This window comes from Caballeronia temeraria (genome assembly GCF_001544795.2).
GTDB classification, from domain to species: Bacteria; Pseudomonadota; Gammaproteobacteria; order Burkholderiales; family Burkholderiaceae; genus Caballeronia; species Caballeronia temeraria.
This window is the reverse complement of the sequence record NZ_FCOI02000024.1, coordinates 1-22021: the sequence shown is the minus strand read 5'-3', so window position 1 is coordinate 22021 and position 22021 is coordinate 1. Positions and strand designations below refer to the sequence as shown.

General features: G+C 62.7%; 20 protein-coding genes. 11 read left to right on the top strand and 9 right to left on the bottom strand.

The features are described from left to right. Positions 1 to 3 precede the first annotated feature (3 nt). From AWB76_RS27395 to soxC, 7 genes are all read right to left on the bottom strand, one after another. Positions 4 to 1602 (bottom strand): ABC transporter substrate-binding protein, encoded by a 1599-nt coding sequence (locus AWB76_RS27395; protein ID WP_061163270.1) that lies wholly within the window; start codon positions 1600 to 1602, stop codon positions 4 to 6. A gap of 195 nt (positions 1603 to 1797) precedes the next feature. Further along, positions 1798 to 3135 (bottom strand): LLM class flavin-dependent oxidoreductase, encoded by a 1338-nt coding sequence (locus AWB76_RS27390; RefSeq protein ID WP_061163344.1) that lies wholly within the window; start codon positions 3133 to 3135, stop codon positions 1798 to 1800. Between the two features lie 131 nt (positions 3136 to 3266). Further along, positions 3267 to 4220, bottom strand: a complete 954-nt coding sequence (locus tag AWB76_RS27385; protein WP_061163269.1) for an aliphatic sulfonate ABC transporter substrate-binding protein — start codon at positions 4218 to 4220, stop codon at positions 3267 to 3269. Continuing rightward, a complete protein-coding gene (locus tag AWB76_RS27380; protein ID WP_061163268.1) occupies positions 4220 to 5548 on the bottom strand; it encodes an LLM class flavin-dependent oxidoreductase in 1329 nt (442 codons plus the stop codon). Before AWB76_RS27380 ends, AWB76_RS27385 begins: the two co-directional genes overlap by 1 nt. A gap of 24 nt (positions 5549 to 5572) precedes the next feature. Continuing rightward, positions 5573 to 5923, bottom strand: coding sequence for a DUF3088 domain-containing protein (locus AWB76_RS27375; RefSeq protein ID WP_061163343.1), 351 nt, complete (start codon positions 5921 to 5923; stop codon positions 5573 to 5575). Between the two features lie 504 nt (positions 5924 to 6427). Continuing rightward, complete coding sequence (locus AWB76_RS27370; RefSeq protein WP_374729953.1) at positions 6428 to 7003, bottom strand: c-type cytochrome; 576 nt, start codon at positions 7001 to 7003, stop codon at positions 6428 to 6430. A gap of 25 nt (positions 7004 to 7028) precedes the next feature. Next, a complete protein-coding gene (gene soxC, locus AWB76_RS27365; protein WP_061163342.1) occupies positions 7029 to 8249 on the bottom strand; it encodes a sulfite dehydrogenase in 1221 nt (406 codons plus the stop codon). A 433-nt stretch (positions 8250 to 8682) separates the two neighbouring features. Here soxC and AWB76_RS27360 point away from each other — a divergent pair, with 433 nt between their 5' ends. Beyond that, positions 8683 to 9876 (top strand): porin, encoded by a 1194-nt coding sequence (locus AWB76_RS27360; RefSeq protein WP_061163266.1) that lies wholly within the window; start codon positions 8683 to 8685, stop codon positions 9874 to 9876. A 745-nt stretch (positions 9877 to 10621) separates the two neighbouring features. Here AWB76_RS27360 and AWB76_RS42330 read toward each other — a convergent pair. Continuing rightward, positions 10622 to 10798: a hypothetical protein gene (locus AWB76_RS42330; protein WP_244173468.1), complete on the bottom strand. Its 177-nt coding sequence runs from the start codon at positions 10796 to 10798 to the stop codon at positions 10622 to 10624. On the opposite strand from AWB76_RS42330, the gene AWB76_RS27350 reads away from it, so the two are divergent. From AWB76_RS27350 to AWB76_RS27305, 10 genes are all read left to right on the top strand, one after another. After that, the gene (locus AWB76_RS27350; protein ID WP_244173467.1) at positions 10797 to 12584 is read left to right on the top strand and encodes an arylsulfatase; all 1788 of its coding nucleotides are present in this window, start codon (positions 10797 to 10799) and stop codon (positions 12582 to 12584) included. The two genes, AWB76_RS42330 and AWB76_RS27350, sit on opposite strands and share 2 nt — an antisense overlap. A gap of 7 nt (positions 12585 to 12591) precedes the next feature. Beyond that, positions 12592 to 13632 carry a formylglycine-generating enzyme family protein gene (locus AWB76_RS27345; protein ID WP_061163263.1) on the top strand — a complete coding sequence of 347 codons (1041 nt, stop codon included), beginning with the start codon at positions 12592 to 12594 and terminating at the stop codon, positions 13630 to 13632. After that, the gene (locus tag AWB76_RS27340; RefSeq protein ID WP_061163262.1) at positions 13632 to 14420 is read left to right on the top strand and encodes a MetQ/NlpA family ABC transporter substrate-binding protein; all 789 of its coding nucleotides are present in this window, start codon (positions 13632 to 13634) and stop codon (positions 14418 to 14420) included. The genes AWB76_RS27345 and AWB76_RS27340 overlap by 1 nt, the downstream gene beginning before the upstream one ends. Then, positions 14417 to 15277: a hypothetical protein gene (locus AWB76_RS27335; protein WP_157696230.1), complete on the top strand. Its 861-nt coding sequence runs from the start codon at positions 14417 to 14419 to the stop codon at positions 15275 to 15277. The genes AWB76_RS27340 and AWB76_RS27335 overlap by 4 nt, the downstream gene beginning before the upstream one ends. Positions 15278 to 15592: 315 nt before the next feature. Beyond that, on the top strand, positions 15593 to 16684 hold the full coding sequence (locus tag AWB76_RS27330) for an ABC transporter ATP-binding protein (protein ID WP_061163260.1): 1092 nt from the start codon (positions 15593 to 15595) through the stop codon (positions 16682 to 16684). Next, the gene (locus AWB76_RS27325) at positions 16671 to 17795 is read left to right on the top strand and encodes an ABC transporter ATP-binding protein (RefSeq protein WP_061163259.1); all 1125 of its coding nucleotides are present in this window, start codon (positions 16671 to 16673) and stop codon (positions 17793 to 17795) included. The genes AWB76_RS27330 and AWB76_RS27325 overlap by 14 nt, the downstream gene beginning before the upstream one ends. Further along, positions 17792 to 18685 (top strand): carbohydrate ABC transporter permease, encoded by an 894-nt coding sequence (locus AWB76_RS27320; protein ID WP_061163258.1) that lies wholly within the window; start codon positions 17792 to 17794, stop codon positions 18683 to 18685. The genes AWB76_RS27325 and AWB76_RS27320 overlap by 4 nt, the downstream gene beginning before the upstream one ends. Continuing rightward, positions 18675 to 19487, top strand: coding sequence for a carbohydrate ABC transporter permease (locus AWB76_RS27315; protein WP_061163257.1), 813 nt, complete (start codon positions 18675 to 18677; stop codon positions 19485 to 19487). Before AWB76_RS27320 ends, AWB76_RS27315 begins: the two co-directional genes overlap by 11 nt. Beyond that, positions 19487 to 19768 carry a DUF2160 domain-containing protein gene (locus AWB76_RS27310; RefSeq protein ID WP_061163256.1) on the top strand — a complete coding sequence of 94 codons (282 nt, stop codon included), beginning with the start codon at positions 19487 to 19489 and terminating at the stop codon, positions 19766 to 19768. Before AWB76_RS27315 ends, AWB76_RS27310 begins: the two co-directional genes overlap by 1 nt. A 102-nt stretch (positions 19769 to 19870) precedes the next feature. Next, a complete protein-coding gene (locus AWB76_RS27305; protein WP_061163255.1) occupies positions 19871 to 21610 on the top strand; it encodes an ABC transporter substrate-binding protein in 1740 nt (579 codons plus the stop codon). 222 nt (positions 21611 to 21832) lie between these two features. Here AWB76_RS27305 and AWB76_RS43110 read toward each other — a convergent pair whose 3' ends face one another. Further along, positions 21833 to 21943, bottom strand: coding sequence for a Fe-Mn family superoxide dismutase (locus AWB76_RS43110; protein WP_374729955.1), 111 nt, complete (start codon positions 21941 to 21943; stop codon positions 21833 to 21835). Positions 21944 to 22021 lie beyond the last annotated feature (78 nt).

Here is a 22021-nt window from a genome sequence, read left to right as displayed (position 1 = left end):
TCCTCAGGCGCTCAGCCACACATCGGCGAGATTGCCTTCCAGCCCCTGCGCCGACACCGTGTGATTGCGCACGCGCCGGTTCGCGAGCGTGACCATGCGCGGCGCGACGAGATTCAGGATCGGCAGGTCGCGATACACGATCTGCTGAAACTGCTGATAGAGCGCCACGCGCTTCTTCTCATCCGTTTCGATCGATGCCGATTCGAGCAGCGTATCGACTTCCGCATTGCTGTAGTGCGGCGCGTTCGAGAACGGCACGCCGGGCCGGATGTTCTTCGACCAGTAGAGACGCTGCACGCCCACGCTCGGATCGAACAACGTATTCACGCCGATGCTCGTGAAGTCGAACTGACGGTCCGCATACACGCGCTTGAGGAACGAAGGCAGATCCTGCGAACGCACGGTCACGTCGATGCCCACACGCGCGAGCGCCGACTTCACGTAGTCGGCCTGACGCCGGTACATGTCGCCATAAGGCAGGAAATCGTGCGTCAACTGGAAGCGCGGGCCGCCGTTCTTGCGCGGATAACCCGCGGCATCGAGCAGCTTTTCCGCGTTCGCGATATCGAATGCGTAAGGCGCGAGCTTCGCGTCGTGATATGGCGAGGCGGGCGTGATCGGCGTTGGAGAAATATCGGCGTAACCGTAGGCGATCGTCTTCTGCACGATCTGCGGATTGATCGCATGCGCGATCGCCTGACGCACGCGCACGTCCTTCAGGATCGGATGCGCGAGATTGAAGTCGATCTCCGCCAGCGGTTCCAAAAAGCGATAACCGCGTGTTTCCACGGCGAGCTGCGGCAATTGCGTGAGACGCGGCAGATCCGAAAGCGGCACCGGATTCTCGCCGCCGAGATCGAGCGCGCCGGTTTCGAACGCGGCGGAGCGCGCGGCGGCATCGGGAATCACTTTGAACACGAGCGAATCGATATACGGCTTGCCCGCGTCCCAGTAATCCGGATTGCGCTCGTAGACGATGCTCGCGCCCCGCGTCCACGACTTGAAGCGGAACGGCCCGGTGCCGATGGGCGCATTGTTATGCGGGTTCGTCAGCGGATCGCCGTTCGCGTAGAGATGCTTCGGCACGATCGGCGATTCGCCCGCCGACAGCGCCTTCAGCAGATACGGCGCGGGCTTCGACAATTCGATGACGGCGGTGCGCGCATCGGGCGTCGACACGCGCGTCACGTTGGCGAAGGTGCTGCGCCCGCGCGGATGGATCGACTTCAACAGGTCAATGGAGAACGCCACATCCGCGGAAGTGAACGGCTCACCGTCGTGCCACTTCACGTTCTGGCGCAGCGTGAACGTGTACTTGAGACCGTCCGGGCTCACGCTCCACGCGGTCGCGAGCTGCGCCTTCGGCTTCAGATCGAAGTCATAGGCGAGCAGGCCTTCGAGCACCTTCGAACTCGCGACGAGCGCGGGCCCCGTCGTCTGGAAAATCGATACGAGCACGGGCGGCTCGGGATTGATCAGCATGTTGAGCGTGCCGCCACGCTTGGGAGCCGCTTCCTGCGCGAAGGCGAGCGAAGACAGGCCGGCGGACGCGAGCGCCGCGCCTGATGAAACCAGAAAATCGCGTCGGTTGAAGCCTGCCATGTGATGCCATTCCTCTCTGTTCGTTGTTCGACGGCCGAATGTGACGCGCCTCGGCGATTACGATAAAACGGCATCGCGCGCGCGTGAACAAACGGTTATGCATATGGAAAGCATGGCGACTCGAAAAGCATGTGACGTCGAGTGAAATGCCGAAAGGGATCCATACGTTGCGGATATCGCTCCCTTACCGCGTGCCTAATGCGTGTCGAGCACCGCGCCCTCTGGTACCGACAACCCCAGATGGCTGCGCAAGGTCTTGCCCTCATATGCGCGACGGAAAATGCCCCTTTGCTGAAGAATCGGCACGACGCCTTCCGTGAAAGCTTCGAGACCATCGGGCAGTACGTCGGGCATCAGATTGAAGCCGTCGGCGGCGCCGTTCCTGAACCAGTGCTCGATGTCATCCGCAACTTGCTCGGGCGTGCCGACGATCACGCGATGTCCGCCGCCGCCCGCCAGCGCACGGATGAGTTCGCGCACCGTGTAGCCATGCGCGCGCGCCTGCGCGAGCGTCGCGTTGAAGAACGTGTGATTGCCGTTGCCGCCATTGGGCAGCGGCAAGTCGTCGGGCAAACGCTTGTCTAGCGAAAGCGAATCGACGGGAACGCCGAGCGTGCCGGCGATGCGGTTCAGGCTGTACTGCACCGGAATCAGATCGACGAGTTCGTCGCGGCGGCGCAGCGCCTCGCTTTCCGTCGAACCGATGATCGTGGTCAGTCCCGCGAGCACTTTCACCGCGTTCGGGCCGCGTCCGTGACGCGCCGCGCGCGCATTGAGATCTTCGCGATATGCACGCGATTCATCGAACGATTGCGAGGCCGAAAACACCGCTTCCGCATGCCGCGCGGCAAGCTCGCGTCCGTCGCCCGATGCGCCCGCCTGCACCAGAACCGGATGACCCTGTGCCGAGCGCGGCAGATTCAGTGCGCCGCGCACGCTGAAAAATCGCCCACGATGATCGGCCGGATGCACCTTCTCGATATCGACGAAGCGCCCGCTTGATTTGTCCGCGATGAATGCGTCGTCGTCCCAGCTATTCCACAGCGTCTTGACGAGCGCCGCGAACTCGTCCGCGCGTGCATAGCGCGTTGCATGGTCGGGGACCGTGTCGTGACCGAAGTTGCGTGCGGAGGGCAGGTCTGCCGTCGTCACGATGTTCCAGCCTGCGCGTCCGCCGCTGATCAAATCGAGCGTCGAGAATCGACGTGCGATGTTATACGGCTCGTTGTAACTCGTCGATGCCGTTGCGATCAGCCCAAGATGCGTGGTCGCGACCGCCACGCTCGTGAGGAGCATCGTCGGTTCGAGGGCCGTGATGGGGCGCATGTCGAGCTGATCGGAAATCGCGGCGTTATCGGCGAGAAAGATCGCATCGAGACACGCGCGCTCCGCCAACTGCGCCAAGCGCACATAATGGTTCACGTCGAGGAATACGTTCGGATCCGAATGCGGCAGACGCCATGCCGACGGCACGAATCCGGAATGAAGTGCGTTGATATTCAGATGCAGTTGGCGCGGGGCATTGCCGCTCATGGAAAGCTCCAGAAAAACGGATAACTCTCCATCTTGTACGGGCGACACGAACGACGCCACGAACGATTTCAACAAAGCATATGAAAAGCGGCGCTAAACGGGTGAGGCTCGTGTGGCGCGCGACTCGATCCTCACCTGATCTGCAGCACCGCCTGGCGTACATCGATGCGTCGCGGAATCACCTTCGTATCGAAAGCCAGATTCGCCGAGTCCTGCTGCGCGCTAAGGACGTCGTCGGGAATCGGATAGCTCGCGCCCCACTCCAGGCGCGAGATCGCCCGGTTCCATACGGCGAGCGGCACGCCCGTATTGGCGGACAGAAAGCGCGCCGTATCCTGCGGATGCGCGAGGCTGTCGTTCGTCTGACGCGCAAGCTGATCGAACAGCAGACGCAGCGCGGCGGGATACTTCTGCGCGAAGTCGCGCGTCGCGATATAGAAGCCGTATTGCGGCACCGACAGATCCCCGATGGTGAGAATCGCCCGCGCGCCGGTGGTCAGTTCGGTGTCCGCATAACGCGGATCGGGCACGGCCCACGCGTCGATGAAGCCGCGCTCGAACGCCGAGCGCGCATCGCCGTAGGACAGGTACGTGAACTGCGCGGAGTTCGGGTCCATGTGGGCATCCTGCATCGCCTTCAGCACGAATAGGTGCCCTTGCGAGCCCTTGGCGAAGGCGATCTTCCTGCCCTTCAGATCACGCAGGTCCTTCACGGGCGAATCCTTCGGCACGACGATCGCGTAGCTCTTGACGAGTCTCGGCGCATACGCCACATACACAACCGATGGCGCCGCGCCCGCCTGCGCCATGATCGGCGGCGTCGAGCCGACCGTGCCTACATCGACGTCGCCCGCGTTGATGGCTTCGACGAGCGGCGCGCCATACACGAACTCATGCCACGAAACCTTGACGTGATGCGAAGCGAAGGCCTGCTCCAGCTTGCCCGATGCACGCAGCGCGACGAGACCGTCGCCCTTCTGGATACCGATGTTGATCTGCGCGGGATAGCCCTCGTCAGCGTGCGCGGCAACGGCGACGGAGAGGCACGCGGCAACGATGATGAATTTCAGGGATCGGATCGGCATCAAGACGTGAAATAAGGATTGGCAGGACGCGCGAGACCGTAGTGACCGCGCAGCGTGGCGGCTTCGTACTCGCGCCGGAACAGGCCGCGCCTTTGCAGAATCGGCACGACGTGTTCGGTGAAGAGCTCGAGTTGCGCGGGCAGTACGGGCGGCATGACGTTGAAGCCATCGGCGGCACGGCTTTCGGTCCAGTCGGCAATGACATCTGCAATCTGTTCGGGCGTGCCGGACAGCGTGAAATGCCCGCGCGCCGCCGCGAGCTTCCTCAACAGGCTGCGCAAGGTCGGACGCTCGCGCGCCACCAGTTGCGTGATGACTGCCGCGCGGCTTTGCGCGGCCTGCACCGTCGACGGGTCCGGAAAGTCATCCACGGACAGCGGCTGATCGAGCGGCAAAGTCGAGAAATCGTAGCCGCCGAAGCGGCTCGACAGGCGGCCGAGTCCCACGCTGACGTCGGTGATCGAGTCGAGTTCGTCGAGCAGGGCGCTGGCTTCGGCTTCGGTCGAACCGATCGCCGCGCTGAGGCCCGGCAGGATCACGATGTCCTGCTCCGAGCGGCCCGCCGCCCGCGCGCCCGCCTTGAGTTCGGCATAAAAGTCCATCGCGGATTGCTTCGTGAGATGCGCGGTGAAGACTGCTTCCGCATGGCGCGCGGCGAATGCCTTGCCCGTCGCCGACGATCCCGCCTGCACCAGCACCGGATGCCCCTGAGGCGGGCGCGGCAGATTCAACGGCCCCGCTACGCGATGAAACTTCCCGCGATAGCCGATCCTGCGTACGCGCGCCGGATCGAGAAAGTGGCCGCTCGACGCGTCATCGATGATGGCGTCATCGGCCCAGCTATCCCACAGTTGCGTGACGACTTCGAGAAACTCGTGCGCGCGTGCGTAGCGCTCCGCATGCTCGATCTGCTGCTCGTAGCCGAAGTTCGGCCCCGCGCCGCCGACCCACGAGGTCACGATGTTCCAGCCGATGCGCCCGCGCGAAATGTGATCCAGCGAAGCGAACTGACGCGCGAGATTGAACGGCTCGGTGTACGTAGTCGATGCCGTCGCGATCAATCCGATGCGCGAAGTCGCCTGCGAAAGCGCCGCGAGGGTGGTGATCGGCTCCAGCGCACCGGATGCGACGAATTGCGCGGCATCGCCGAGCGCGAGGGTATCAGCGAAGAACACCGAATCGAACAGGCTTTGCTCGGCCCTGACGGCGAGATCGCGAACATAGTCGATATCGGTCAGCGCCTGGCGTGTCGCGCCGGAATGACGCCAGCCTGCTTCATGATGGCCACGTCCGTGAACGAAGAGATTCAGATGTATGGGTCGGGCCATGAGCGAGTAGTCTCGTTTGCCGGATCAGTCATGCACTTTGGGAAAACCGTGCCGCTCCGCGAGCAACGCGAGAATGCGGCTCGTATCGGTGATAAAACGTTTCTCGCCCAGAGTTTGCGCGTCGGGCGGTGCGGGGTACTCGTAGCCCAGCACCAGCACGGGCAGACTTTGATGCGCCTCGCTCAGCGCTTCGACCGCCACCCGGCGCGGACGCTCGAACGGCACACGGCGGATATCAAGCCGCGCGTTGCGTCCCGGATCGCTTGCAAGCAGCCCTTCGATGGGTGCGCCGTCGGGGCAGATGAACACTTCGCCCGGGCGATTCGGATCGGTGAAGCCCGGTTCCAGCAGAATGAGTAGATCGCGTTGGGTCATGGTCGGCGTCATGCGTGGTGGAGAGCCGCCACAGCGTAACTATCCCGCGCTGAGATTGGAACGAATTGGATCTGCTAACCAAATCTGCGGCGCGCATGACGGAAGGCCGTTCGCGCATTAGCGGATCTCCTGGCTCTCCGCGGCTACGCGGGGAACCACATTCGACGGTTGAGCCCGCGCGTCACGATGCCTGTAGGGAAGCGGCGCCTTCCCGGAACGACACCGTGCGCGTGCCGCGATGTTCGATCGTCAGGTTGGCCGAATACGAGCCGCTCGGCATGGCCTGAGCGGAGGGTGCACCCTCATAACCTTTGTACTGCGTGGGGCGAGTCCGCGGCAAACTCCGGCAACCTTGCCCGGACCGCTTCGTGCCACGGGTCAACGAACGCATCGCCAATCGCCGGCATCGATTCATCATTTCGTCATGCCACGCATTTCGATTCGATGCTGCTGCAACTGTATAACGACGCGTTGCTGGCGTGGTGTAAGCCGTCGGCACTCCGGTCAAAGGCGTCCCGGTCGCGGGTCCGGAACGAATCCATCGCGATTCGGCATGCGGATGGCGGCAAGCGAATGTGCGTCGAGGCGGGCGTCGTCGGGAACGATGCCGTTCTGATTCAGGATCCACGCGCTTACTGCATAGACCTCGTCCGCGCTCAGCGATTGCGGCGCGTTATACGGCATCGCGCGGCGGATGTAATCGAAGAGTGTCGTCGCGTACGGCCAGTAGCTTCCGACCGTGCGAACGGGCTTCTCGCTCGCGAGCGTGCCACGCCCGCCGATCAGCCGGTCGCCCAGCACGCCCTCGCCTTTCGCGCCGTGACACGAGGCGCACTTGGCCCCGAAGATCCGCGCACCGGTCGCCACGTCGCCGCTGCCCGCGGGCAGGCCGCGACCGTCTGGTCCGACATCGATGTTCCATGCGGCGATGTCCGCTGCACTCACGGGCGTGCCGACGGCGCCGATCGCGGCGCGGGACGCTGCATCGTCCACTGAGGACTGCGATGAGCGCCCATCCCGCCACGGCCCCGAGCAGGCGGCAAGACAGAGCGCCGTCAGGCCAACGATCAGCGGGCGCACGGCGCAAAGTTGTCGAGTTGAATCCCTATGCATTTTTCACGCTGCCATCGGCGTCGACGCGCCATTGCTGAATGGCGTTGTAGTGGTAGTTCGAGTTCAGGCCGCGCGCGGCGACCAGTGCCTCGCGAGTCGGCTGGATGTACCCGGTCGAATCGGTCGCCCGCGAAAGGATCGTGGCTGGTTCACCGTTCCACACCCATCCCGTATGAAAACGCGTGAGCGCGCGATCCCCGGGCGTGCCATCGAGCCGCGCCGGTTGCCATGACCGGCCGCCGTCGACGGATACTTCGACCTGACGGATCGCGCCGCGTCCCGACCAGGCCAGCCCGACGATCGGGTAGTAACCGTGAGTCGTCAATTTATGCCCGGGCGACGGCCTCGTGATGACCGATTTCGCGTCCATTTCGAACACGAACTGGCGAGCGCGTCCGTCGGCCAGCAAGTTCGTGTATTTCGACGTTTCCTCTCGCGTTTCGAGCGGCGCGTCGACGAGCTTCAACCTGCGCAGCCACTTCACGTTGGTGTTGCCTTCGAAGCCGGGGACCAGGAGCCGCAGCGGATAGCCGTTCTCCGGCCGCAAGCGCTCGCCGTTCTGCGCATACACGACGAGCGCACGATCCAGCACACGATCGAGCGGCAGGCTGCGCGTCATCGCAGCCGCATCGGCGCCCTCCGCGAGAATCCAGCGCGGTGCATGGCCGTTGTTCGCAGCGAGCCCGCCAGCGGCCTCGAGCAACGTCGAGAGCCGCACGCCAGTCCACTCGCAGCACGACAGAAGCCCGTGCGTGAGCTGAACGGGCAGCCCGCTCGGCCCTTTCCATTCGCTCGCGGTGTTGCCTGAACATTCGAGAAAGTGCACGCGCGACTCGGAAGGCAGCCGCAGCAAATCCTCCATCGTGAAGAGCTTCGGCTCGCGAACGAGGCCATGAATCACGAGCCGGTGCTGGTCCGGGTCGATATCCGGCACACCGGCGTGATGGCGCTCATAGACGAGCCCGTTCGGTGTGATCGCGCCGTGCAGATCGGCAAGCGGCGTCAGCGACGAAGCCGCGCCCGGCACCGGCCACGCCCGCGCCGCGCGGCGCACGACCACGGATTCGCGCGGGGATGGCAGGCCATAGGGATGATCGAGAATGGGCGCACCTGGCATGCGCGTCCACGGCTCGACGCTAAGCGGCTGCAACAGCCCGGACGCCGCATTCGCGTGAGGCGCCACGACTGCCGACAGCGCGAGGCCGCCCAGCATGCGGCGTCGCGGCGACGCGGGAGATTGTCGCGCCGGCTTCGCAGGATCGCCGGGCCGTTTAGCGGAAAACGATGAGAAACGCGGGATTTTCGGCATGCTCGATGAGTCGGGCAGAGAAGACAGACAGTCAGGCGCCCGATTATAGGTCGCCGTTTCGGGATGCCCAATCGAGATTGCGACTATGCAAATGACGAGGATTGCTTAAGCGCCGTGGTCCAAGGCGCTTCTAAGAATGCGGTGAACCACGCGCGCGCCTCTCGCGGCGGCGCCGATGACGAGCCGCGGAAATCTTCTGCATCGCTTCTCCGATGTAATCCGGAATCCAAATAAGACGCTCCAACCATTACAAACGAGAAATCCTTCGTTGGACTTCGGTAAGCACGACCGTAATATCCGGCTTCCTCGAACTCATGGTTAATACCTAAGGAAGCGAATGAAACGAGTCGCACTCGCTGGCGCCGCTGGCTTACTGGTTGCCCTTCCCGGCATCGTTCAGGCTCAGAGTTCCGTCACCTTGTACGGGCTCATCGACGCCGGCCTCGCCTATACGAACAATCAGCGCGGCGCATCCAACGTGCAGGCGACGAGCGGCAAGCTAAACGGCAGCCGCTGGGGCCTCAAAGGCGTCGAAGATCTCGGCGGCGGCTACAAGGCGCTGTTCACGCTCGAGGGCGGCTATCGCGTCAACGACGGCACGCTCGCTCAGGGTGGGCGCGAATTCGGACGGCAAGCGTATGTAGGCGTGGCGAAGACGGGCATCGGCACGCTGACGCTCGGGCGTCAGTACGATCCGAACACGGACCTCGTCGCGCTGTTCGCAGGGCCGGGCTTCTGGTCCCCCGCCACGCACGTCGGCGATAACGACAATCTGAATCAGACCTTCCGCATCAACAATGCCGTGAAGTTCAAGAGCGATACCTTCGCGGGCGTGACTGTCGACGCGCTCTATGCATTCAGCAATCAGGCTAGCAACGGCGCCGGCGCGGGGTTCGGCAACAACCGCGCGTGGGGCGCATCGGCGAGCTATGCCAGTGGGCCATTGCAACTCGGCGCGGGCTACTTGCTGCTCGATCATCCGAATGTCGCGTCCAACACGAGCGGCGCGATCGGCGGTGCATCGACCACGTCCGGCGACGACTACAGCGGCGCATTCTTCTATGGCTTGAACGGCGGTGTCGCGCGGCAGCAGGTTGCGGTCGCGGGCGGCAACTACGCGTTCGGATCGGTCGCGACGATCGGCTTTGCATGGAGCCACACGCAGCTCGACTACAACGACGGCTCGTCACGCAAGTTCAACAACTACGATGTGAATGGCCGCTATAACGCAACGCCGGCGACGACGCTGATCGGCGTGTACAGCTTCACCGACGGCCGCGCCAACAGTCTGCCCGGCACCGGCGGCGCGACACTCAAGCCGCGCTGGCATCAGTTCACGCTTGGCGTCGACTACGTCTTGTCCAAGCGCACCGACATCTATCTCTCCGGCGTCTATCAGCTCGCGGCAGGCGATGCCTCGACGCGCGTCGGCAACGGCTATCAGAAGATCGCCGCTATCGCCGACGCGGGCACGCCGTCGTCGACGAACCGGCAAGTTGCGGCGTTCGGCGGCGTGCGCGTGCGCTTCTGATATGCGGGCTCGGACCGCATCGATCGACGATCATAAGCTCGTCACGACTAAGCTGATAACGATCGAATGATCCGTTCGTTTGCATGACGAACGGGTGGCCGTATCGTTTTCCACTGGCGCGGGCCGTACACAGCGGTCCTTGCGGCGCCGACCGCAACGGCGCATCCCTGATGCGCAGCGCTTGCGTCGAGGTCCGCTTCGAATCAGTGAGGGCATGCGTACAAAGGGAATCGCCGATGATTTCATATCACAACGGAGCCGCGATTCAGGCATCCGCAATCCGCGTGGGCAATCTCTTCATCGCCCGCGCATCCATCCTGGAGGAAGACGGAGAATCGACTTCCCTTGGCGATCTCGGCGTCTTCGCGAACAGGGAGGGTGCGTGCCAGTTCGCCGTCCGCTGTGCCGCGGCGTTCATCGATGGCGATATCATGCCGCTTCCTCCGTGCCGAGTGACCGCGGCCTCGATATCAGGTAACGCGCTGCGTCCCACTCGATCGAACCGGTGAAAAGCCGGCGGCGAAAGCACGGAACGACGCCCTCGATACGCTGCTCTCGTATCGTTCGCCTACGCGCTATGCGAATCGGGCACTTCCGGAAGGCACGCGCGAAGCGTTGGGCTTCGAGCTTCGCCGAGTGCATTCGCGCGACGCGCAATCACGGTTTCAAATCTCTCAAGGCGACAAGCTAAGCAGAAATCGATCTTTGGCAGCCGAAAGCCGATTGCTAAGATCGCCGCTCGCTTTCAACGGACCGCCATAACGACAATGACCTTGCACCGCTCGATCGCTACCCGCCGCGCCGCCGTTGCGCTTGCCGTCGCCAGCCTCTTCACGCTGGCATCGTGCGGCTCTTCCAGCGATAGTTCGCCGACGACCACACCGGTCGCCTCCGCCAAACGACCGAACATTCTGTACATCATGGCCGACGATCTCGGCTATTCGGATATCCACGCGTTCGGCGGCGAAATCAACACACCGAATCTGGATGCGCTCGTCGCATCGGGTCGCATCCTGACGAACCATCACACCGGCACCGTCTGCGCGATCACGCGCGCCATGCTGATCTCAGGCACCGACCATCATCTCGTCGGCGAAGGCACGATGGGCACGCCGACCGACGAACGCAAGGGCCTGCCCGGCTATGAAGGCTATTTGAACGACCGGGCGCTCTCGGTTGCGCAGTTGCTGAAGGATGGCGGTTATCACACATACATGGCGGGCAAGTGGCACATCGGCTCGGGAATCGTGGGCAGCACGACGGGCGGCGGGCAGACGCCGGATCAGTGGGGTTTCGAGCATAGCTATGCGCTGCTCGGCGGCGCCGCGACGAATCACTTCGCGCACGAACCCGCAGGCTCGAAGAACTACACGGAAGACGGTCAATACGTTCAGCCGGGACAGCCCGGCCAGCCGGGCGGCGCCGGCGGCAGTCCGACCGTGTTCTATTCGACCGATTTCTACACGCAGCGCCTGATCTCCTACATCGACTCGAACAAGGGCGACGGCAAGCCGTTCTTCGCTTACGCGGCCTACACGTCGCCGCACTGGCCGCTGCAAGTGCCGGAGCCGTATTTGCACAACTATGCCGGTAAGTACGACGCGGGCTACGACGTCATCCGCAATGCGCGAATCGCGCGTCAGAAAGCGCTCGGTATCATTCCCGCCGATTTCAATCCGTATCAGGGCGCGCCGGAAACGCTCACCTCGTCGCCGGCCACGACGAGCAATGGCACCGCGAACGCGAAATACATCAGCGCCGTGCACAGCGCCGCGCAAGGCTATAGCGACTACGGTCCCGGCACGGTCAACAAGTCGTGGAACAGCCTGTCCGCCGCCGAGAAGAAGGCGCAAGCGCGGTACATGGAAATCTATGCCGGCATGGTCGAGAATCTCGACAACAACATCGGTCTGTTGATTCAGCATCTGAAAGACATCGGCGAATACGACAACACGTTCATCCTGTTTCAGTCCGATAACGGCGCGGAAGGCTGGCCGATCGACTCAGGCGCGGATCCCACCGCGACCGACACCGCGAACGCTTCGGATGCGATCTATACGACGCTCGGCACCGACAACGGTCAGCAGAACGCACAGCGTCTGCAATACGGCCAGCGCTGGGCCGAAGTAAGCGCGACGCCGTTCCGCCTGACCAAGGGCTTCTCGGGCGAGGGCGGCGTATCGACACCGCTCATCGCACATCTGCCCGGACAGACGGCGCAGTTGCCCACCTTGCGCGCCTTTACGCACGTGACCGACAACACTGCGACCTTCCTCGCGGTCGCGCAAATCACGCCTCCGGCGCAGCCGGCTCCGGCTTCGATCAATACGCTCACGGGCGTCGACTCGAACAAGGGCAAGGTGGTCTATAACAACCGTTACGTGTATCCGATCACCGGACAGTCGCTTCTGCCGATTCTGAAGGGCGATGCCACCGCCGAAGTGCACACCGCTGCGTTCGGTGACGAAGCCTATGGACGCGGTTATCTGCGCAGTTCCGATGGCCGCTGGAAGGCGCTCTGGACCGAGCCGCCGACCGGTCCCGTCGACGGTCACTGGCAGCTCTTCGACCTGCAGGCCGATCGCGGTGAGAACAACGACGTGTCGGCGCAGAATCCGTCGGTCATCGACAGTCTCGTGCAGCAGTGGAACCGTTACATGAGCACGGTGGGCGGCGTCGAACCGCTGCGGCCGCGCGGCTACTACTGAGCGCGCGATGAGTGGACGATGGAAGTTCATCGCCGGCGCCGGCGCCGTCACGCTCGCGTTGTTCGGCGCGGGCTTCGGCGCGGCGCTCGCCGTGAACGCGGAACACGGCTTCGACCCGCGTAATCTCGCGCGCAGGCTGGCGCCGCTCGGCTCCGAGCAGCAGTGCGAACGCTATTCCGGCATTCCGGCCAAGTGGCGCGACGATCCGCGCGCGGGCATGGTGCATCTGCACGGCGGCGAGTTCATCTTCGGCAGCAATCTGGGTTATGCCGACGAGCGTCCGGTGGGCGATGGCAAGACGAAGGTCGGTTCCTTCTGGATCGACCAGACCGATGTCACCAACGCGCAGTTCGCCGCTTTCGTCGACGCAACGGGTTATGTGACCGAGGCTGAGCGTCAGGGCGGCGCCGTCGTGTTTCATGTCCCGACGCGTGAAGAAATGAACGCACGCGATCTCGCGTGGTGGTCGTGGGTGAAGGGTGCGTCGTGGAAGCATCCCGACGGATCGTCGAGTACATGGAAAGGGCGTGACAATCAGCCGGTGACGATGGTCACGCTCGCCGATGCCCTCGCCTACGCACACTGGCTCGGCCGCGATTTGCCCACCGAGGCCGAGTGGGAATACGCGGGCAAGGCTGGGCGCGAAGGCGCGCAGCTCGACGCCGCTCCGCGCGATGCCCACGGAAAGCCATCGGCCAATTACTGGCAAGGCGTGTTTCCCGTGCTCGATTCCGCCGAAGACGGCCACGCGGGTTTGTCGCCGGTAGGCTGCTATGCGGCGAACGATTTCAGGCTGTACGACATGATCGGCAACGCATGGGAATGGACGAAAGATCCTTATACCGGTCCGCGTCAGCCGCATTCGAACGGCGACACGGCGGCGCTGGTTCCTGCGCGCAAACACGACACTGCCATGGTCGTCAAGGGCGGCTCGTTCCTGTGCGCGCAGGATTATTGCGTGCGTTACAGGGCGTCGTCGCGCGAGCAGCAGGAAGCGGACTTGCCCGCATCGCATATCGGCTTTCGCACCGTACTGAGGGATGACTGATGCGCGCGCGATTCGTTATCGCCGGAACGATATTGACGGCCCTTTTCACGACGACGGCGCATGCCGCGGAGCAGACGGTTCGCATCGGCGTGATGCCGGGCGAGGAAGCGACGATCGTCGCGCATGTGCGTGAAGTCGCCGCGAAGCAGGGCATGCCGCTCGCCGTCGTGACTTTCGACGACGCCGCGCGCATCGACGCCGCGCTCGCGAACGGCACGATCGATGCCGCCAGCGTCGAGGACGAAGCGAGCCTTGTCGCACGCAGCGCGCGCAACGGCTACGCGATCGAAAGCGTCGCCGCAACCGTGACCTTGCCGATGGCGTTCTACTCGCGCAAGCTCGCATCGATCTCCGGCCTGCCGCGCGACGCGACCGTCGCCGTTCCCGCCGATGCCGCCGGCACCGCGCGCGCGTTGATCCTCCTGCAGAACTATGCGCTCATCACGCTGAAGGACGGTGCGGGCCTGCATCCGACGCTCGCGGATATCGCCGGCAATCGCTTCGGTCTGAAGATCCGCCGGGTGGAACGCGCGAAGCTCTACCAGGCGCTCGACACGGCGAGCTTCGTCGCGATGAATGCCGACGATGCCGCGCGCAACAAGCTAAAGCCGGGCCGCGACAGCATCGGCATCGAAGATGCGCGCTCGCCCTATCAGCATGTCCTCGCCGTGCGTACCCGCGACGCGAAGGCCGCTTGGGTCGGTCGACTCCTTCGCGTCTACCATTCCGACGATGTCGCGCATTTCATCCTCACGCAGTATCAGGATTCGGTGCGCCGGCCTTGGTGAATAGCTACTCCTTCGACTGCACCGCGTGCGGCAAATGCTGCAACAGTCCGCCGGCGATGTCGCTACGCGAACTGTTCGAGCACCGCGACGTATTCGTCGGCTGCATCGCGCTCGGACGCATTCCGCGAGACGCGGACGCGCCACCGCACGCGTTTCCCGTCGATGACGCCAATGCCATCACGATCACGACACTTGCGCTCGATTATCCGTCGCTCGGATGTCCCGCGCTGGCGCATGACGGGTTGTGCAGCCTCCATGCGAAGGGCAAGCCGGATCAGTGCATCGCGGTGCCGCTTGACCCACTCGTGCCGGATCACCTGCAACATGCGGTGCTTGCGCAGCGCTCGCATGGCGCGGGATGGATCGGCGCACAATGCATCCGGCCGGGCGAGCATGCGGGTGCGTTGCTCCTCAGGGCTGGCCAGATCGTGGATGAAGAGGCCAAGGCGGCCGTGCAACGCAGACGGCACGCGCTAAGCATCGAGCGGGCGCTATGGGCCGCGCCCTTGTTCGATGTCCTGAGACGCGACTTCGCCGATCCCCGTCGCGCGCTCGCGATGTTTCCTTCCGACGGTTATCGCACCATTGCGAGCGTGCCGGCGCTCATTGGCATCGGCACGCTATCGACGGCGCTAGCGCGCTCGTGTATCGCCTATATAGATGCGCAGACGGCGCTGATACGCCGGAACGTAGCGCACGCCGTGCAACGCCGCCGCCTCGACGACCGGCCGATGACGCACACACTGCGCGGTTTCTCCGATGCACTTCAGGATGCGCGCGCTCATCTCTGCGCGCTGCCCCAACGCGGCGCAGCCACGGCGCTCGCGAAAGAGGCCGAGGCCTGGTTTCTGGCCTGAGGATCGGCGAACACACGGTCCGCGCCGGCAGGCAGCACACGAATCCGCCTTTTTTGCTGCGCAGCAATCGGACCGTCCAACATGCGCCTGAAGAAATTGAGTTAACGCTCTATTTCGACCCATCTCAGGCCGAACGCCTTCAAGCCCGCAGCCCATTTCGTGATTACATCCTGTCGTAAGGTTTACCCCGATTTAAACGCAAACCAACAAAAGGGACATTCTGGCTGCTGAATGTAATCGAAGCGCAACCCAATTGATGCCATTTTGAAGCGCCAGCTCTGCGGCTGGCGTCGTGGATGCCGAGAGGAGAGCGATTTGGTCCTGGAACTGGAGCGGGTCAGTGTCGTTTCTGGCGGGCAGTCGTATCTGTACGGCGTGGATTTGCGCCTTGTCCCAGGCGCCATCAACGTGCTTCTCGGACCCACGCAGGCCGGCAAGACTACGCTGATGCGCGTGATGGCGGGTCTGGACAGACCGAACGACGGCCGGGTGCTCGTCGACGGCCAGAACGTGACAGGCGTCAGCGTGCGCCAGCGCAATCTCGCGATGGTCTATCAGCAGTTCATCAACTACCCGGCGATGACGGTTTTCGAGAACATCGCCTCGCCTTTGCGCCTGCAAAAAACCGACCCTGCTGAAATCCGCCGGCGCGTGCACGAAGTCGCAGCCCGACTGCATATCGACCATTTGCTGGAGCGACGGCCAGGCGAATTGTCGGGCGGACAGCAGCAGCGCTGCGCGCTCGCGCGTGCACTCGTGAAGCGCACGTCGCTAGTGCTGCTCGACGAGCCGCTCGTCAATCTCGATTACAAGCTGCGCGAGGAATTGCGCCTCGAACTAGCCACGCTTTTCGCCGACGGCAAGACGACCGTCGTCTACGCGACGACCGAACCTCTCGAAGCGCTGCTGCTGGGCGGCTATACGGCAATCGTCGATAAAGGCCGGGTTCTGCAGTTCGGCCCCACTCTCGATGTCTATAACGCACCGGTCAACGTCGCGGCAGCAGCCGTTTTCAACGACCCGCCGATGAACATGTTGACGAGCGACTGCGGCAACGGCCGCGCGCGTCTGCCGATCGGCGTGGAGGTTCCAGTCCGGCACGGTTTCGCCGCGAACAGCGCATGCCGCATCGGCATCCGGCCGGGGCACGTGCGTCTTCAGGCGAAGGCGTCTCATGCGATTGCCGTTGCCTTCCGGCTCGAACTCGCTGAACTGAGCGGCTCGGAAACGTACCTGCACTTGCGCACGCTGACCGGCGCGGTCGACCTGGTTGCGCAGTTGCAGGGCGTGCATCAGATCGAGCTCGGCACGCAGCTCGATGTTTTCATCGACCCTGACGAACTTTTTGTATTTGGCGCGGATACCCAACTGGTGTCCAGCCCGGAGGCAGCTCATGGCGTGCATTGAGTTTCAGAATCTCGGGCACGCATACGGACCGGGCCGCGCGACGCTCGACGACTACGCGCTTCAACCCATGAGCATGGTCTGGGATGACGGCGGCGCTTACGCGTTGCTCGGGCCTTCGGGTTGCGGCAAGACCACGCTGCTGAATATCGTGTCGGGACTCGTCAAGCCGTCGGAAGGCAAGGTGCTGTTCGACGGGCGCGACGTGACGGCGCTCGGCGCACGTGAGCGCAACATCGCGCAAGTGTTCCAGTTCCCCGTGGTCTACGACACGATGACCGTGTTCGATAACCTCGCGTTTCCGCTGCGCAATCGGAAGATGTCGACCGCCGAGGTCACGAAGCGCGTGCACGAAGTCGCGGAAATCCTCGATATGACGCGCGACCTGCCGCTCAAGGCGAGCAATCTCGCCGCCGACGCCAAGCAGAAAATCTCGCTCGGCCGCGGCCTCGTGCGCAAGGACGTCGCCGCGATTCTCTTCGACGAACCGCTGACCGTGATCGATCCCGCGATGAAGTGGATGCTGCGCCGGCAGTTGAAGAAGATCCATCAGCAGCTCAAGCTCACGCTTATCTATGTGACGCACGATCAGGTAGAAGCGCTGACTTTCGCCGATGAAGTCGTGGTCATGACGAACGGCCGCGTCGTTCAGAAAGGCGGAGCCGATGCGCTTTTTCTGCGGCCGGATCACGCTTTTGTCGGTTACTTCATCGGCAGTCCGGGCATGAATCTCTGTCCGATCGAGCTCGACGCCGACGGCGCAAAAATCGGCTCGCAGCGCTTGCCGCTCGACGCCGGCACGCTCGCGACGCTACGGGCCGCGCATCAGCGGACAAACGGCGCGCTCAAGCTGGGGATTCGCCCGGAATTCGTCCGGCTTTCGCAGGAAGGCGGAGCCGGCGCGCTCAACGCGCGGGTGCTGCGCGCACAGCAGCTCGGCAACTATCAACTGGTGACCACGCGATGCGACGGCCATGTGTTCAATGCGAGGCTCGAGCCGCATTTGCGGATTGTCGACGGACCTGCCTGGCTGCATCTCATTGCGCCTGAGACCGTGTTCTTCTGCAACGACGAACGAATCGAAACACGCATCTCCGAAGAGGCCGCGCGATGAAGCCCGTCAATCAGAAAGCGTGGTTGCTGGTCGTTCCGGTGTTCATCTGCGTCGCGTTCTCCGCGATCCTGCCGCTGATGACCGTGGTCAACTATTCGGTGCAGGACATCATCGGCCCGACGCAGCATGTGTTCGTCGGTACAGAGTGGTTTCGCAACATCATGACCGATCCGGATTTGCGCCAGGCGCTCGGCAGACAGGTCATTTTCTCTGCGTGCGTTCTGCTTTTCGAGATTCCATTGGGCGTAAGCCTCGCACTGTCGATGCCGGCTTCGGGATGGCGCGCATCGGCGACGCTCGTCGTGCTCGCCATGCCGTTGCTGATTCCATGGAACGTCGTGGGCACGATCTGGCAGATCTTCGGGCGCCCGGATATCGGACTGCTCGGCTACTGGCTCAATAGCCTGGGCTTCGACTACAACTACACCGCGAGTCCCACGGCGGCATGGCTCACCGTGCTGGTGATGGACATCTGGCACTGGACTCCGCTCGTCGCGCTGCTGTGCTATGCGGGCTTGCGCGCGATTCCGGACGCCTTCTATCAGGCCGCGGAAATAGATGGCGCAAGCCGCTTTGCGGTGTTCCGCTACATCGAGTTGCCGAAGATGCGCGGCGTGCTGATGATCGCCGTGCTGCTGCGCTTCATGGACAGCTTCATGATCTACACCGAACCTTTCGTGCTGACAGGCGGCGGACCCGGCGATTCGACGACCTTCCTCAGTCAGTACCTGACGCAAAAAGCGGTCGGCCAGTTCGACCTCGGCCCGGCGGCGGCTTTCTCGCTGATCTATTTCCTGATCATTCTGCTGTTGTGCTTCATTCTTTATAACTGGATGAATCGCGTGGGCAGAGGCGGCCCCGCCGCGCAAGGAGACGACCATGCAGGATAAGCGCCGCTGGATGCGGACGTTGGTGCTCGTCGTCTATATGCTGTTCGCGCTGATTCCGCTTTACTGGATGTTGTCGATCTCCCTGCGCACGAACGAGGAGACCATGTCGACGTTCGCCACGCTGCCGCAGCACGTGACGTTCGACAACTACAAGGTGATCTTCACCGATCCTTCGTGGTACTGGGGCTACATCAATTCGATCATCTACGTGCTGATGAACACGGTGATGTCGGTGCTGGTCGCGCTGCCTGCCGCATACGCGTTCTCGCGTTATCGCTTTCTCGGCGACAAGCACATGTTCTTCTGGCTGCTCACCAACCGCATGACGCCGCCCGCGGTATTCCTACTGCCGTTTTTCCAGCTCTATTCGAGCATTGGTCTGACCGACACTTACATTGCCGTCGCACTTGCGCACATGCTGTTCAATGTGCCGCTTGCCGTGTGGATTCTCGAAGGCTTCATGTCGGGCGTCTCGCGCGAGATCGATGAAACCGCGTACATCGACGGCTACACGTTTCCCGCATTCTTCGTGAAGATCTTCCTGCCGCTCATCAAGTCGGGCGTTGGCGTCACGGGTTTCTTCTGCTTCATGTTCAGCTGGGTCGAACTGCTGCTCGCGCGCACGCTGACTTCGGTCAACGCGAAACCGATCGCCGCTGTGATGACGCGCACCGTGTCGGCGGCCGGCATGGACTGGGGCGTGCTGTCGGCGGCGGGCGTGTTGACGATCGTTCCCGGCGCGCTGGTGATCTACTTCGTGCGCAATTACATCGCGAAGGGTTTCGCGATGGGGAGAGTGTGATGCTCACCTGGATGTACTGGACGCCCGAGGTGGCGATTTTTTTCGGCTGCATCGTCGTGATGCTGGGCGGCATGACGGTATGGGAACTGTGCTCGCCGACTCATGAACGCAAGGGCTTTCTGCCTATCGCGACGACTCGCGGTGACCGCCTCTTCATCGGCCTGTTGACTGCCGCTTATGTGAATCTCGCGTGGCTTGCGATCAGCGCGGACGGCTCGAGTTCCTGGCCAGGCTTCATAGCCTCGGTGCTGGTGCTGCTTGCAATCATGTGGAAGGGCTAGCAAGCCGACGCGTGCGGCGATGACTGACAACCGCCGGCTCCGCTGATGCCCCCAGCGGGCGCCGACAAGATCGAAGGGGCACGGAAGACACAGGAGAAGACCATGCATCAGAGGAGACGGATCGTCGCGCTGGCAGTGGCAAGTATCGTGTCGGGTGCCTTCGCGAATCAGGCTCTGGCGGGAACGCCCGAGGCGCAGAAATGGGTGGACAGCGAATTTCAGCCCAGCACGCTGTCGAAACAGCAACAGATGGACGAGATGAAATGGTTCATCGACACCGCGGCGAAGCTCAAATCGCAGGGCGTCAAGGAAGTTCATGTCGTGTCGGAAACCATCGACACGCATACCTACGAATCCAAGACGCTTGCCAAAGCGTTCAGTGAAATCACCGGCATACAGGTGAAGCACGACATCATTCAGGAAGGGGATGTCGTCGAGAAATTGCAGACCTCGATGCAATCCGGGCAAAGCATTTACGACGGCTGGATCTCGGACTCGGACCTGATCGGCACGCATTATCGCTATGGCGTGATCGTTCCGCTATCCGATTACATGGCGGGCGAAGGCAAGGAATACACGAATCCCGGACTTGACCTGAAAGACTTCATCGGCACGAGTTTTACGACCGCGCCGGATAAGAAGCTCTATCAGCTTCCCGACCAGCAATTCGCGAACCTTTACTGGTTCCGCGCAGACTGGTTCGCGCGCAAGGACCTGCAGGACAAGTTCAAGGCGAAATACGGTTACGATCTCGGCGTGCCGGTCAACTGGTCCGCGTATGAAGACATCGCCGAGTTCTTTACAAACGACGTCAAAGCCATCGACGGAGAGAAGGTCTACGGCCATATGGATTACGGCAAGAAAGACCCGTCGCTCGGCTGGCGCTTCACGGACGCATGGCTTTCCATGGCTGGCGAAGCTGACAAGGGCATCCCGAACGGCATGCCCGTCGACGAATGGGGCATTCGCGTGACGCCTGACGGGTGTCATCCGGTAGGCGCGTCGGTGTCGCGCGGCGGCGGCACCAATAGTCCGGCAGCGGTCTACGCGACGACCAAATACATCGACTGGCTCAAGAAATACGCGCCACCGGAAGCGTCGGGCATGACCTTCAGCGAAGCGGGCCCTGTGCCCGCGCAGGGACGCATCGCGCAACAGGTGTTCTGGTACACCGCGTTCACGGCCTCGATGCTCAAGCCGGGCAACGTCACGAATGCGGATGGCACGCCGAAGTGGCGCATGGCGCCCTCCCCGCACGGCGCTTACTGGAAGGAGGGCATGCAAAACGGGTATCAGGATGTCGGTTCGTGGACGTTCTTCAAGTCGACGCCGCCGAATCAGCGCGCCGCCGCGTGGCTTTACGCGCAGTTCGTGACGTCGAAGAGCGTGTCGCTCAAGAAGTCGATTGTCGGTCTCACGTTCATTCGCGACTCCGACATTCATAGCGACTACTTCACGAAGAACGCGGACAAATACGGCGGCTTGATCGAGTTCTATCGCAGCCCGGCGCGCGTCGCGTGGACGCCGACCGGCAACAACGTGCCCGACTATCCGAAGATGGCGCAACTCTGGTGGAAGAACGTCGGCACTGCTGTCGCCGGTGAGAAAACGCCGCAGGCTGCGATGGACAATCTCGCGAAGGAAATGGACCAGGTGCTGTCCCGTTTGCAGCGTGCGGGGATGAAGGTTTGCGCGCCGGAGCTGAATGCGCAAAGCGATCCGTCCAAGTGGCTGTCCGACCAGCACGCGCCGTGGAAGGCACTTGCCAATGAGAAGCCGAAGGGTGAGACGGTGAATTATGAGCAACTGCTATCGGCGTGGAAGGCGGGTAAGGTGCGGTAGTGGTTCTGACGGCGTTGGGGATTTGTGAAGGGGGCGGCACTTGGTTGTGCCGCCTTTTTTTCGTGGGTTGTGCCGGATCCGACGCTATGCGCCGTCGAACTGCGACGACAGTCTATGTCCACTTCCACGGCGTAAACGGACGTTGACGCGGACAGTTTGATCAAATAGTAGTCCGTGAGTGCAAGAGAAAACTCCGGCGCGAGCGTGCGCCGCACAAAACGCTTAGGTGTTGAGTGCAGGCATGGCCGCTTGGAGCCTCATGGACGCGTTGTCCCAGTTCAGAATGTTGAACAACTGATTGACGTACTCCATGCGTCGATTCTGATATTTCAGGTGTATGCGGTCCTTCAGGGACGCCCTAGCAATGGACGAGTGATTCTCTGATGCTACCTGTCCACGTGGACAGCTGGG

Excerpts from the sequence above, each read along its gene's own strand:
- AWB76_RS27340 (WP_061163262.1), top strand. The coding sequence starts at position 13,632 with ATGCGCGCGCGATTCGTTATCGCCGGAACGATATTGACGGCCCTTTTC.
- AWB76_RS27350 (WP_244173467.1), top strand. The coding sequence starts at position 10,797 with ATGGCCGACGATCTCGGCTATTCGGATATCCACGCGTTCGGCGGCGAA.
- AWB76_RS27305 (WP_061163255.1), top strand. The coding sequence starts at position 19,871 with ATGCATCAGAGGAGACGGATCGTCGCGCTGGCAGTGGCAAGTATCGTG.
- AWB76_RS27385 (WP_061163269.1), bottom strand. The coding sequence starts at position 4,220 with ATGCCGATCCGATCCCTGAAATTCATCATCGTTGCCGCGTGCCTCTCC.
- AWB76_RS27325 (WP_061163259.1), top strand. The coding sequence starts at position 16,671 with ATGGCGTGCATTGAGTTTCAGAATCTCGGGCACGCATACGGACCGGGC.
- soxC (WP_061163342.1), bottom strand. The coding sequence starts at position 8,249 with ATGCTGGGCGGCCTCGCGCTGTCGGCAGTCGTGGCGCCTCACGCGAAT.
- AWB76_RS27375 (WP_061163343.1), bottom strand. The coding sequence starts at position 5,923 with ATGACCCAACGCGATCTACTCATTCTGCTGGAACCGGGCTTCACCGAT.
- AWB76_RS27310 (WP_061163256.1), top strand. The coding sequence starts at position 19,487 with ATGCTCACCTGGATGTACTGGACGCCCGAGGTGGCGATTTTTTTCGGC.
- AWB76_RS27380 (WP_061163268.1), bottom strand. The coding sequence starts at position 5,548 with ATGGCCCGACCCATACATCTGAATCTCTTCGTTCACGGACGTGGCCAT.
- AWB76_RS27315 (WP_061163257.1), top strand. The coding sequence starts at position 18,675 with ATGCAGGATAAGCGCCGCTGGATGCGGACGTTGGTGCTCGTCGTCTAT.
- AWB76_RS27360 (WP_061163266.1), top strand. The coding sequence starts at position 8,683 with ATGAAACGAGTCGCACTCGCTGGCGCCGCTGGCTTACTGGTTGCCCTT.
- AWB76_RS27395 (WP_061163270.1), bottom strand. The coding sequence starts at position 1,602 with ATGGCAGGCTTCAACCGACGCGATTTTCTGGTTTCATCAGGCGCGGCG.
- AWB76_RS42330 (WP_244173468.1), bottom strand. The coding sequence starts at position 10,798 with ATGATGTACAGAATGTTCGGTCGTTTGGCGGAGGCGACCGGTGTGGTC.
- AWB76_RS27320 (WP_061163258.1), top strand. The coding sequence starts at position 17,792 with ATGAAGCCCGTCAATCAGAAAGCGTGGTTGCTGGTCGTTCCGGTGTTC.
- AWB76_RS27390 (WP_061163344.1), bottom strand. The coding sequence starts at position 3,135 with ATGAGCGGCAATGCCCCGCGCCAACTGCATCTGAATATCAACGCACTT.
- AWB76_RS27345 (WP_061163263.1), top strand. The coding sequence starts at position 12,592 with ATGAGTGGACGATGGAAGTTCATCGCCGGCGCCGGCGCCGTCACGCTC.